The organism is Microcoleus sp. bin48.metabat.b7b8b9.023, from assembly GCF_013299185.1.
Lineage (GTDB): Bacteria > Cyanobacteriota > Cyanobacteriia > Cyanobacteriales > Microcoleaceae > Microcoleus.
Map to the genome: position 1 here is coordinate 79,930 of NZ_JAAFKG010000001.1, position 12,819 is coordinate 92,748.

The 12,819-nt window shown below is 44.2% G+C and carries 12 protein-coding genes; 5 read left to right on the forward strand and 7 right to left on the reverse strand.

The window, feature by feature from the left end:
- Positions 1-220: 220 nt before the first annotated feature.
- The 3 genes from QZW82_RS00400 to aat all read right to left on the reverse strand — a co-directional run bounded on the left by QZW82_RS00400 (position 221) and on the right by aat (position 4,376).
- Complete coding sequence (locus QZW82_RS00400; RefSeq protein ID WP_293142724.1) at positions 221-658, reverse strand: hypothetical protein; 438 nt, start codon at positions 656-658, stop codon at positions 221-223.
- 31 nt (positions 659-689) lie between these two features.
- Entirely contained in the window at positions 690-3,608 is a 2,919-nt protein-coding gene (locus QZW82_RS00405; RefSeq protein ID WP_293142727.1) for a HEAT repeat domain-containing protein, read from the reverse strand.
- Positions 3,609-3,797: 189 nt separating this feature from the next.
- On the reverse strand, positions 3,798-4,376 hold the full coding sequence (gene aat, locus QZW82_RS00410) for a leucyl/phenylalanyl-tRNA--protein transferase (RefSeq protein WP_293143302.1): 579 nt from the start codon (positions 4,374-4,376) through the stop codon (positions 3,798-3,800).
- A 64-nt stretch (positions 4,377-4,440) separates the two neighbouring features.
- Between aat and QZW82_RS00415 the strand changes: the two genes are divergently transcribed.
- Positions 4,441-4,770 carry a hypothetical protein gene (locus tag QZW82_RS00415; RefSeq protein WP_293142731.1) on the forward strand — a complete coding sequence of 110 codons (330 nt, stop codon included), beginning with the start codon at positions 4,441-4,443 and terminating at the stop codon, positions 4,768-4,770.
- A 202-nt stretch (positions 4,771-4,972) separates the two neighbouring features.
- On the opposite strand, the gene rpsN is transcribed toward QZW82_RS00415, so the two are convergent.
- The 4 genes from rpsN to rseP form a co-directional block, all read right to left on the reverse strand.
- The gene (gene rpsN, locus QZW82_RS00420; RefSeq protein WP_293142737.1) at positions 4,973-5,275 is read right to left on the reverse strand and encodes a 30S ribosomal protein S14; all 303 of its coding nucleotides are present in this window, start codon (positions 5,273-5,275) and stop codon (positions 4,973-4,975) included.
- Positions 5,276-5,552: 277 nt separating this feature from the next.
- Positions 5,553-6,197 (reverse strand): endonuclease III, encoded by a 645-nt coding sequence (gene nth / locus QZW82_RS00425; protein ID WP_293142740.1) that lies wholly within the window; start codon positions 6,195-6,197, stop codon positions 5,553-5,555.
- 292 nt (positions 6,198-6,489) lie between these two features.
- A complete protein-coding gene (locus QZW82_RS00430) occupies positions 6,490-7,269 on the reverse strand; it encodes a Uma2 family endonuclease (protein ID WP_293142743.1) in 780 nt (259 codons plus the stop codon).
- A gap of 179 nt (positions 7,270-7,448) precedes the next feature.
- Positions 7,449-8,549 carry an RIP metalloprotease RseP gene (gene rseP / locus QZW82_RS00435; RefSeq protein ID WP_293142746.1) on the reverse strand — a complete coding sequence of 367 codons (1,101 nt, stop codon included), beginning with the start codon at positions 8,547-8,549 and terminating at the stop codon, positions 7,449-7,451.
- A 305-nt stretch (positions 8,550-8,854) separates the two neighbouring features.
- On the opposite strand from rseP, the gene QZW82_RS00440 reads away from it, so the two are divergent.
- The 4 genes from QZW82_RS00440 (at position 8,855) to QZW82_RS00455 (ending at position 12,814) form a co-directional block, all read left to right on the forward strand.
- Positions 8,855-9,532 (forward strand): ATP-dependent Zn protease, encoded by a 678-nt coding sequence (locus QZW82_RS00440; RefSeq protein ID WP_293142749.1) that lies wholly within the window; start codon positions 8,855-8,857, stop codon positions 9,530-9,532.
- 119 nt (positions 9,533-9,651) lie between these two features.
- Positions 9,652-10,203, forward strand: coding sequence for a hypothetical protein (locus QZW82_RS00445; RefSeq protein WP_293142754.1), 552 nt, complete (start codon positions 9,652-9,654; stop codon positions 10,201-10,203).
- A 510-nt stretch (positions 10,204-10,713) separates the two neighbouring features.
- A complete protein-coding gene (locus tag QZW82_RS00450; protein WP_293142756.1) occupies positions 10,714-12,141 on the forward strand; it encodes an MFS transporter in 1,428 nt (475 codons plus the stop codon).
- Between the two features lie 526 nt (positions 12,142-12,667).
- Entirely contained in the window at positions 12,668-12,814 is a 147-nt protein-coding gene (locus tag QZW82_RS00455; protein ID WP_293142758.1) for a hypothetical protein, read from the forward strand.
- Positions 12,815-12,819: the final 5 nt, after the last annotated feature.

Consider the following 12,819-nt stretch of genomic DNA (forward strand, 5'->3'; position numbering starts at 1 on the left):
AATACGCGTTGCGATCGGCAAAACCCAAAAAAACCCGGTTTCTTAGCATCTATTTCGACTTAAATGCTATAGCGGTTATCAGAAAGATGAGGTACGTTGTTGGGCTTTAGCCCTCTGAGTTTACTGGTTTTGCAAACTGTCTATTATACCTCATCTTTTTGAGAAAGGCTATATCTGGATCGATTTAAATAAAATAATGAGCTTTTGAAGTTAACAAATCTCATTCCCATGCTCGTTCTAACGGCTCAATTTCGATATCTGGAGAAATCTTAATTGCTGAAATTATGGCATTCTCAATTACTGTATTTCCCATCATTGCATTGTGTACTGCCTCAAACTTAGATTCTGCTTCAGCAATTTCTTCGTAGTGCAAAATTACATGGTAATATTGATTAATTGGCTGTCCAGAATCCGAAAGTTCCAGGGCATCCCAATCTATATCATTTTGAGAATCTTCGGCTTTCTGGCGATACTCTTTGGCTAAATATTCTAAGCCGATCGCGATCGCGTGTTCTTTCGTTTGTCCGTAAAAATTCATGGTATCATCAGGGCGATCGCTCAGAGATGATAATATCTGACAAAGATACTGCCCGTTCGATTGAGGAGAAACATCGATCGCAATTGTTCCATTAGTGCGATCGGGATTTATTTCGGTCATATCAACCTCGCTAGTTTATCAAGAAACACTGCTAAATTGTATCAGAGTCAATATTTAATTCTCGCAGTTTTGCAGCAATGCGATCGCTCATTGGGCGCTCTAATTCTGCTAATGTCTGTTGGGCACGTTCGCGGAGTTTTGGGTCACGATCGTTTTGGGCGCGATCGCGTAGGATTGCTAAGGTTTCAGGGCGATCGGGATATAGATTAATAATAGCTGCAAGAGCAATTTCTCGTGGGTTATTTTGCAAATGTTCTCTGCGTTTAAATGAGTCATTGATAGCAACATCGCACAATAATTCAAATATTTTTGGGTCATCTTTCCACCCCCATGCTAATTCTTTAACTGCTGCACTTCGCACAGCCGAATTATCATCGGAACGAGCGCGTTCTTTGAGCCAAGGTAAGGTTTCTGGGTCATCTTTCCACCCCCGTTCTATTTCTTGTACTGCTGCATATCGCACAGAAGAATCATCGTTTGATCGAAACAATTCTTTTAGAAAAGGTAAGGTTTTGGGGTCATCTTTCCACCCCCGTGCTAATTCTTCAACTGCTCGCACAGCCGAATTATCGTTGGTTCGAGCGCGTTCTTTGAGGATAGGTAAGGTTTCCGAGCCATCTTTCCAAGTCGCTGCAAATGCTGCTACTGCTTTTGTGCGAATTTCTGCAACTAACCGATTGTGTTTTAGATGTCTTGTGCTGTTAACCCTATAGTTGCTATATCGAGTTAATCTTTCTATCCGATCGCGCACCTTACCAGCAACATCAGCAATCTCATTTCTTTTCTTAACTTCCGAAACACACTCCGCCGCCAAAAACAGATTGCTAAACTTTTCCGCTTTCCCATCTTCACCAATCAAATATTCCAGGATGTCACTTGTAAATCTAGCATCCAGCATTCCCGCAATTAAACGCAACACTTCATGCCAAGACTCATCCCGCCAGTGTTCCCGATAAACTTGAATCAATCCAGCTAAATCGAGAGTTTTTTGTTTTTCAAATTGCCGCACGAACTCCCAAGCACAAAAATATTCCAAAAACGTGCGGTGGACAAAAGCATAATAATCCTCATTGTAGCCGCCCAAAAAACATAAAATAAAATTGCGCTCCCGCAATTGCTCGACCATCAACTTAGCACAAGCAGTTGCCTCATTTCCCATCAATCCGATCAATGAATCAGTTATCGTCTGCCGCAAATCCTCGCGATTAATAATATTTCCTGCCAATCCTTTGCCGCTGGACTGCATTTTGTAGGCAATGCGCCCGCAGATGCTTTGTTTCACTTCTTCATCGATGATGTAAGGGTCAATTCTATCGTGACCTAACTTTTCCTTAACCTCAAAATCCCATTTATGTAGCAGCACTTTTGCAGCTTCTTCGTAGAGTTTAGCTCGAAAGCGCGGTAACTCTTGATTGCGATTCAGAATTGACATCATTGTCAGCAACAGCGGATTTCCTGCTAATTCTCGAATCGCCCTCGATTCCGCAATTGCTTGCTGCAACCTTTCAAAAAGTGCTGCTTTTTTCAATCTGTCTGTCAGTGTCAAATCGTGCCACTTCTGAATAAATTCTTGAATCTGTTCCGGTTCAAAATCTTGCAGCATGAAGTGATGAAATTCGGCATTTTTCAGCCGCTGCTGCTGGTAGCCAATAACGCGAGAAGTCACAAGAACTTTGACTGTGGAGTAGGTTTGAGTAAAAGCATGAATTTGGTCAACAATTCGGTTGCGTTTTTGCACCTCGAACACTTCATCTAACCCGTCAAACATCACGACAGCCCGGCCGGCTTGCAGCCATTCGTGCAGGATAGATTTGTTTAAATGCCCGATCCAACTAGAACCTCTTTCAATAAATTCTAAGAAATTACTGCACTCTTTTTCATCTTTGCTGCGGTTGTACTTACGCAATTCAATCAGTAAGTGAATTGGTTGAGATGACAACTGATTAGCAGGTAATTTTGACCACTGAAGCGCCAGATATTTTAACAGCGTTGATTTGCCTGAACCCGGATCGCCGAGAATTACTAAATAACGGTAGTTGGAATCGTCAATGATTTCCAAGATCGATCGCGTTTGCTGTTGAGTGTAAGCTTTTTGATAGCGTTCCAAATCTTCGGCACTAACTTCGGCGGCGATTTCTCCCCGTTCCCGCAATCGGTTTTGAATCTCTTTGGGCAATTCATAATCTTTCGGCAAATATTCTTGACAATATCGCGCATTTTGCGGTATGAATATCTCTTTAACAGTCAGTTGCCGTTCGTACTCTCCCGATCGAGTATCTAAATTACCTAAATCCAAACATTCATATTGTTCTCGCAGTGCTTCTTGATAAATTTCCAAGTTAAAATCAGTTGGAATTGGAGCCATTGCTTCGAGAGTTCGATCGATGCGATCGAGTTTCTGGCTGTTGAGGATTTCTCGCAGTTCCGCATTTTGTTCGATAATTAATTTAACACTTTTCAAATATTTATCTGCCACTTGTTCCCAACTAAACGCATCGGGAAGCAAAGAATTCGATCGCTCTTTAAACAGATTAGCAGGTACAATCTTAGTAAGTGTGGGTAAATGCCGTCGTACCGGATGCTGCACGGTCAAATTTTGCCAAGACTCAGCTAAGATAGCAGTATTTAAAACCCGACAATTTGCTTGAAATGCGCTTCCCAAAGCTTGGCGCACCGGAGGTTGTTTGATAAATTGTTTTAAAGGTGGCAGATATTGCTCGATCTGTTTTTTATCTAAACCAGATCGTTCTAATTCTTGCTCGAACAATATAATAAAGGATTTCAGGGCATCGCGGACAGCATTTTGAGCCAAGGGTTTTTTAGCGAGTCCTTCAACATCTTTAATACAACCTTTAAAAAAATCTTTAACGTAGTCGTCTAAAGCGGCTTTTCCCAATTCTGTCAAAATAGGTGACACTAACACCCAAACCAAACCGGCGCTTTCTATCATGGCTTTTTGCTCGATCGACTTTAGTTTAAAATATTATATAGCCTTTCTCAAAAAGATGAGGTATGCATGACAGCTTACATAACCATCCAGACAAAGAGGGCTGAAGCCCAACAACGTACCTTATCTTTGTGACAACCGCTATAGCTAAAAATTTCAGAATTTCCGGCGGTTGAAATCGCCGGGTTTATATTAAAACAACGAACATTTGCGCTTTAAAGCTGCTTGCAAAAGAGCATTATATTGTTTCTCCTTGACAGTATAAGCGCCGAATCTTTCCAAGTGCGGATTGTTCATTTGAGCGTCGAAAAGTAGATAAGATCGATCGCGCAATCTCTCCACCAACTTCACCATCGCCACCTTAGAACCCTCGGGAATCTGGTAAAACATCGATTCCCCAATAAACGCGCCACCTATAGACAATCCCAAAATACCGCCCGCCAATTCGTCGCCGCACCAAGTCTCGAAGCTGTACGCCCAACCAGCTTCATACAAACCCCAGTAAATCTGCTTGAGTTCCTTAGAAATCCACGTCGTTTCTCGATCGGCACAACCCTCAACCACCGCCCCAAAATCGCGGTTCACAGCCACCGAAAACCGATTTTGATTCAAGGCCCGGCGGAGCGATCGCGGATAGGTAAATCTCTCATCCAGGGGTATCAGCGCCCGCTGGCGGCTCGAATACCACCCCAGACTCTCCTCGCCGTCATTCGCCATCAAGAAGAAGCCTTGCGCGTATCCCTGTATAATTGACGGTATATCATATTGCATAAATTTATCAGTTGTCATTTGTCCGCTAACTTTTCAAAGTCAACATTAGCAATTACGAATAATCATGTCTGAAACTATCCAACCTATTACCTTGCCGCCCGCCCAAAACCCCGAGCAAGAAGGGCAATGGCTCCAAGAAACGCTGCTGGCATGGCTAGACTCCGAGTTTATCCCAGAAGCAGCCAACCAGCAAATAGCTAAAAGAGCAGCCCAAATCTACCTCCGCCAGCGCATGGAAGGCGAAAACGATTTGGGCAGCCTCGTAATTGCGATCGTCACCGAAATGCAGGCCTATGATTTTTCTAAAAGCTTTTACGGCGAATTTGCGATCGCCAATGCCGTCAGCGACTTATTACTCGAAAGTCTCGGTATCGATAAATGCTGCGGCCAATGAAGCAAGAAGAAGGAAGAAGGAAGAAGGAAGAAGGAAGAAAGTCTGAAACAAAAACTAACCCGAAATATAATCTTGCCGATTATTCATAAGTTTTTCTTCATTCCTTCTTCTTTCTTCCCTCTCTCGCGACGATAACTAAACCCTTCTTTCTTCTATCCGTTAAATTAGTTAAAAAATCCGTTGCCGAACTTCTTCCTTTCTGTTACCAGCTAGACTTCACAACACCGGGCAAAAGACCTTCGTGAGCCATTTCTCGCATCATGTTCCGAGACAGTCCGAAATCGCGGTAGTAACCTCTGGGGCGACCAGTAGCCCAGCAGCGGTTCCGCAAGCGAGTCCGCGAACTGCCGCGGGGTAGCTGTTGCAGTTGGCGGTGAATCGCCATTTTGTCCATCTGATTTGCAGCTTGGTCGAACTGCTCTTTCAGGTCTTCGCGCTTGTCAGCGTACTTGTCTACGAGTCTTTGGCGCTTTTTCTCGCGCTCGACCATGCTCTTTTTAGCCATAATCTGTTGATATCCTTAGATAAATCACAATCTACTATTGTACTATATTTTGGTGGTTTTAGATCATTTTTATTTTATTTACTTTTTTTGTTGACAAGATTTTTGCAACAGGCAAGATGCCTGTTCCACAATTATTTAAGCTTTTTTTGCAACAGGCAAGATGCCTGTTCCACAATTATTTAAGCTTTTTTTGCAACTGGCAAGATGCCTGTTCCACAATTATTTCTGTTATTTTGTGGGACAGGCATCTTGCCTGTCCCTGAAATCAATAAAACATCTAACTATTAGCAGAAGGGCACAAATCTGCAAGTTCACAAATATGGCAAATCGGCTTTCTCGCATTACAAACTGCTCGGCCGTGATACACCAACCGAATTGACCAATTTTCCCAATCCGGCTGCGGCAACAATAGCATCAAATCCCGCTCGATCCGAATTGGATCGGCGTGTTCAGTCAATCCCAACCGCTGACTCAAACGCTTGACGTGAGTGTCTACCGTCACGCCTTGATGAATATCAAAAGCGTGGGCGAGGACGACATTAGCGGTTTTGCGGGCAACTCCTGGCAATTCTAGCAGCAGTTCCATTTGCTGCGGCACTTGATTGTTGAATTTGTTGACGATCGCCCAACAAGCAGCTTTAATATTTTTAGACTTATTCCGATAGAAACCAGTCGATCGCACCAGACGCTCCAATTCATCCAAATCAGCATTTGCCAAAGCCTCCGCATCCGGGAAACGCTCAAACAAAGCCGGCGTTACCAGATTTACGCGCTCATCCGTACACTGAGCTGCCAGAATCGTCGCCACCATCAACTGCACGGGAGTTTCGTAGTTGAGAGTGCAAGGGGCTTCTGGATACAGGCGTTTGAGGCGAATTAGAATTTCGAGCGATCTTTGTTTTAAACTTAACTTTTTGGTCATTGGTCATTGGTCATTAGTCATTAGTCAGAAGTCATTGGTCATTAGTTATATTCTTGCCGGTGACATCGGAATTATACAGTGCTGTCCTCGATCGCGAGTCGCGATCGCGAGCGGGGACAGCACTATAAAATTAAAACTGAGATACTCCCAATTTAATCTTATATCATGTCCGGTAAATTAGTATAACAAAAACGGTTTGTAGTGCGGACTTTAGTCCGCATAAGAGCGGACTAAAGTCCGCACTACAAACCTTACTTATTGCGGTCAATCGACCGGACATGATATTACTCATTTACAACTGATTGAGGTCAATCCCCATGTCTCGGAGGCGAGCTTCTAAAGCTTGCGACCGCGATCGTTCTTGCTCCAGCAAAGCTTCTGCTTGTTCTGCCCTTTGCCGTTCTTGTTCTGCCCTTTGCCGTTCTTGTTCTGCCCTTTGCCGTTCTTGTTCGGCTCTTTGCTGTTCTTGTTCGGCTCTTAATTCTGCTTGTTCTCGAAGTTGAGCGAGTTCCACAAAACTCACAAACGGTGTTCCATCAGGCCTGAATATTTGCAGTTCAGTTTCTGATAGTTGAAACCGCACTCCCATTCTTGGACTTACCCAACCGTTAACTTCTTCGATTGCTTCTAATCCTTGCTCTCGGCGCTCCCATATAGTTAAATCCACATTTGCTGGATTGTACAGATAATATTCTTCTACGCCGTACTGTTCGTAAAATCTCAGTTTTTGGAGCATCGGAGTCAGCCGATTTCCCGGCGACCAAATTTCAAACGCCACTTGCGGCACAATGTTCTCTTCATTCCATTGTTGGTATGAACCTCGATAACCTTTCGGTCTTCCGAAGACTACCATCGCATCTGGCGCTTGAGAAATCTTGTTATTTTCTTCTACTGGATACCACAGTAAGTTTCCCGCTACAAAAACATCAGCCCTGCTGGCAAATAACAGTTCTAAATTTTCTTTGATCCACACGATCAATCTAAACTGTTCGGTATTATCTGACATTGGTTCGCCGTTATCATCTGGATAGATAATCTTTGCTTTTTCGGGAGATTGCAGTTGTGTGACCATTGCTATTTCTCCAATTTTACGGGTTAATTTATATGAGTCAGCAGCCCTCGGCTATGTCATGACTAATGGCTGCTGACCAATCACTAATGACTACCGCAGATCGACTGTAAACTGCCAACGGAGAGGGCAGGCACGGGGGCACTGCCCCTACCACAGATCAACTGTCAACTGTCAACTGACTACTGCTGGCGAAGAGTGCGGATCAAATCAAAGCCCGCCAAATTAGCAGTATCGCGAACTATCAAGAAAATTCCCAAACCCAACAACAGCACCAAACCAGTCTGCATTACATTTTCTTGAAGGCGGTTCGGCAGAGGCTTGCCGCGCAGTCCTTCTATTAACAGAAAAGCTAGCTGACCGCCATCTAAAGCAGGCAAAGGCAAGATATTAATCACAGCCAAATTTATACTAATTAATACCGCAAACTGAAACAAATTCGCAGCATCCGATCGCGCAATTCCTGCACCAATGGCTACAATTGCCACAGGCCCGGACAACTTTTCAGCAGTCTGACTGAAATTGCTAAGTAACTGCCCGAAACCTTGAAACGTCAGCAATACAATTCGCTCAAACTCAGTTGCAGCCTTGCTAAACGCCTCTACAATTCCTGCCCGTTCCCGCACGACGGTACCGTTAGAAGTTAGCTGCACGCCAATCTTACCTTTACCGTCGGGGGACAATTCGGGAGTAACTGTCACCACAAATTTTTGTTCTTCGCGCTGAATTTCTAACGCCAAGGCTTGGTTGGGATGATCTTGGATGGCTGAGACTAAAGATTTGATTGCTTCGCGGTTAGCGCCCAATTCCTTGCCATCAACGGACAGAACAATGTCGCCCGATCGAATTCCCGCTTGTTTTGCCGCCGAACTAACTTCCGCAGCGACTTCCGGGACTTTAACTCCCGGTAGGTAGTTCATAGATGCAGCGCCAACGGTGGTTAATTGCACCACCAGCAGGAAGTAAGCAAAAATTAAGTTGGCAATTACTCCTGCACTAATCACGATCGCCCGATCGATCACAGGGCGGTTGCGTAGCAAATTCGGGTCATTGGGGGGAATAGTGCTGTCTGGATCGTCATCCGGGAAACCCACGAAACCTCCCAGGGGAAAGGCGCGGAGGGCGTACTCAGTTTCCGGGCCTTGGTACTTCCACAGGATGGGCCCGAAACCGATGGAGAAGCGGTTGACGTGAATGTGTTGAAGTCTCGCCGCCAGGAAGTGGCCGAGTTCGTGAACGACTATCAAGATACCTAAAACTGCGATCGCTGCCAAAACTGACATGAAGGATTCCACTAACACTTTTACTTGACTTTGATTTATTTTAATATCTTTTTAAGATTGGTGGCTTGGGATCGACAATTTTCAGTCAAACTGGAAGATGGCATTTTAAGCTAAAGTCCGGGCCCTCGCGCACCGGCCCGCGCGATCTGGCTTGTGTAGATTTTGGTCAAATGTGCGATATACACTACGAAACTCAACATTAGTCCGTAGTCAGTTGTTAGTTGCTAGTTGTTGGTCTAATCACAAATAACCAATAACAAATAACCAATAACAAATAACCAATAACAAATAACCAATTCCCAATAATGAAAGACACTTCTTTGAATATTATCGCTATTTCTATCTTCGCCATCACCGTTTCCATATTATTGGGCCCCCTATTCAACCTACCAGAGGCCGTACCTGCGATCGCCACCTTTTGCCTGTTGGGGCTAGCCACCCTCGACAGTTTCCAGTGGCAAGGTCAAGGCGGTACAATATTAGTAGATTTGCTGGGGGGAAGTTCTAAAGAAAAGCGCGATCGTATCCTCCACCACGAAGCCGGACACTTCCTCGTCGCCCACCTGTTAGGAATTCCCGTAACCAGCTACGCCCTCAACGCTCTTGAAGCATTCAAACAAGGTCAAACAGCCCAAGGCGGCGTTCGATTTGCAGACCAACAACTAGCATCTCAACTCGAAAACGGCACTCTTTCCGTCCAACTTTTAGACCAATACTGCACCGTGTGGATGGCCGGAATAGTCGCCGAAAAAGTTGTTTACGGTAACGCCATAGGAGGAGCAGAAGACCGTACAAAAATTAGCGCAATTTTAACACAACTACGCCGTCCCGTTTCCGAAATTCAACTCAAACAAAACTGGGGTTCGCTGCGAGCAAAAACCCTAATCGAAAGCCATCAATCTGCTTACGAAGCCCTAGTCGCAGCCATGGAAAAAAGAGCAACCGTCGCTGAATGCTGCGACATCATCCAACAAAATTTGTAGCACACAAATTCCGCACTCTGGCTTCTCCAAGCCAGTTTATTTGTAGGTATCTCGCTCAAATCCGGATTTTGCCTAGAAATCTGGTTGAACAGCATTAATTTTATCGCAATTAAAAAATCATGTCACAATCAAAACTTTTCGCAACAAAACTGCAAACAGCCAACCCCAACCAAGAAAAATTGCTGCGGCTCTTAGGTTTCCGCATCGACCCCGACACCGAAGTACCGAATCTGTATACTCTCATTGTCTGTGGAGAAGAAGAACCGCCTTTAGTAGCTGGCGGTCAACTTGTATTTTTTACCCGTCCACAACTAGCGATTAATGCTCTCAAACTGTGCGATATAGATGTCAGCGAACTGGGAACACCACCCACACAAATAGACGCTATCTGCGACATTGCAGAAACCCTGTACTTGCTCGATGCAGAAGATATTGACGAATCAGGGATTATGCTTAACTGTTTGAACGCGCTGTTAAATTTAGTAAAAGTCACATTAACACCCATGCCCACAAACTACAAACGCGTGCTTTATGCTTTTGCAGACCACCTGAATATTGATGAAGAGTTTGCGAGTTTTTTAGCTGAAGAGGACATCCAGCGTTCGGAGATGGTCAACGCTATTTTATGGTGTGTGGGAGCCATTACCGTCAAATCTAGATTGCTAACCTAGTAATTTTAGATTTGGAATTTTCAATTGAATAATTCACAACATTCAAACATTTCAACTTATTACTTTCAACCAGGTCAGTCCTAGACGCAACTCTCACATTAAGGTACGTTGTTGCGCTTGGGCGCTCTTATATTTAAGCGCTCAAACGCAACAAGTGACCCAAAAAATAGTTCCATAAAAGTTCCAGTTGCGTCCAGGACTCAAGGATTGCTATAGGTGCATAAGTCCAATTATCAATTACCAATTACCAATTACAAATCACAAATCATTCAAATGTGCGATCGAATTGCTGTCGCTTGGTGCGGGCTGGTTTAGTTCGATTGTTGGTGGGAATTAAAGATTGTTGGTAAAACCTGCCTCTACTATTGAATTACCAATTACCAATTACCAATTACGAAATCTTCAGAAAAGTCCCGATCGCCAAAAAAAAACTTAGTATTACAGCGTAGCGCGAGTTATACTCCATACTGGAAAGACTGCGATCGCCCAAAAATCCCGAAATCAAAGTTTATGAGCAACACTCCGCCCCTTGAAAGGGCCGCCGACAACCCAGAAACCAAAAAACTCAGTTTCTCCACAAAATTAGCATACGGTGCGGGAGACCTTGGCCCCGCAATTACTGCGAATGTTCTGGTGTTTTTCCTAATGTTTTTCTTTACCAACGTGGCTGGTTTGGCTGCGGGGACTGCTAGTAACATTTTGCTGATCGGCAAGGTTTGGGATGCGATAAATGACCCGATTGTGGGGGTTTTGAGCGATCGCACCTCTCACCCATGGGGCCGCCGCTATCCTTGGATGGTTTACGGCGCAATTCCTTTCGGCATCTTCTTCTTTTTGCAGTGGATTGTTCCCAGCAAAGATCCTACGATATTGTTTTGGTACTATGTGGCGATCGGCATATTGTTTAACACCGCCTACACCGCCGTCAACCTGCCTTACACCGCCCTCACCCCAGAATTAACCCAAGACTACAACGAACGCACTAGCCTTAACAGTTTCCGGTTTACTTTCTCGATCGGCGGCAGCATTTTGTCATTAATTATCGCGCAAATTATCTTTGCCTTAGTTAAAGATGACACCCAAAAATACTTAATATTAGGCGCCATCTGTACAGTAATTTCAGTATTGCCTTTGTATTGGTGCTTTTTCGGAACCCGAAAACACGTCCTCTCTCAATTGCAAGACAATCCCGCAGAAGACAATTCAACCTCTTTGCCGATAGGAGAACAGTTGCGGATTGCATTTAACAATCGCCCTTTTTTGTACGTAATTGGAATTTATCTCTGTTCTTGGCTGGGAGTGCAATTAACTGCTTCGATTTTGCCTTACTTTGTCATCAACTGGATGAATCTGCCGCCAGCAACTTTTACCCAAACTGCGATCGCCGTTCAAGGCACCGCACTCGCCATGCTATCTGTTTGGAGTAGAGTTAGCGAACGCTACGGCAAAAAAGCTGTTTATTTTATGGGCATGAGTTTGTGGATTATCGCCCAAGCCGGACTGTTTTTCCTGCAACCCGGACAAGTTGTCCAAATGTACCTGTTAGCAGTTATGGCTGGTGTGGGAGTTTCTACTGCTTATCTTGTACCTTGGTCGATGATACCGGATGTGATTGAACTCGACGAACTCCAAACCGGAGAAAGACGCGAAGGCGTGTTCTATTCGTTTATGGTGTTGCTGCAAAAAATTGGTTTGGCGATCGGCTTGTGGTTGGTAGGCCAAGCATTAGAACAAGCTGGATTTCTCGCTACTGTTCAGGGACAGGCTGCACCTATACAGCCGGATTCTGCCCTGTTCGCGATTCGAGTTGCGATCGGGCCGCTGCCCACAATTGCTTTAATCTGCGGCATGATTCTTACATATTTCTATCCGATTACCCGCGAAGTTCACGCAGAGATTTTGTTGAAACTTCGAGAAAAGAAAGCACATAATCTGTAATATTCAATAGACTTTAATTGCATTTGTGCTCTCTCTAATCAGCGTTAATGAGCGGTTGTTGTATCAAGGGAATATTTATGCAATGCAAGTCTAATGAGTATCACAAAATAACACTTGTCAAAAGCTCATCCGGCTCAGATTCCAGAACAATTACCAGATTGCTTGCCAACTACTTGTATCCTCTTACCCGAAAGAATTGGTTGAAAGCCGGAACCCTTGTATGGAGAAATTAAAATCCGACTATTCATTAATCCAATCCTCTTCCTTCCTTTGTCAAGTGCTGCCCCAAGTCAACTGTCAACTGAATGAAGAACGTGTTATAAACCAATACGGTTAACTTAACGCTTTTTGACGAATTTCCGATCGCTATTTTATAGGCAATACAGGCATTTTTTGCAAGTCAGATTGTTCTTAAGTTAACCGTATTGTGTTATAAACCTCTTTCATCGGTTAATCCCAAAAAACACCCCGTTGCGGGTTTCCGGCTAATATTGATATAGCTCTCATAGGATGGCGAATCATAGCGATGGTTTTAGCAAGAGTGGAAAAGCCCAGAAACCCCATGTTTCAGCGACAAAACATCACATCGCCCAGCGCCATCCGCCCGGTAGCAAAACCCAGAAGCCTTGAGTTTTTCCAAATGTCGATCGACTTTGTATTAACAAAATATTAATTTTT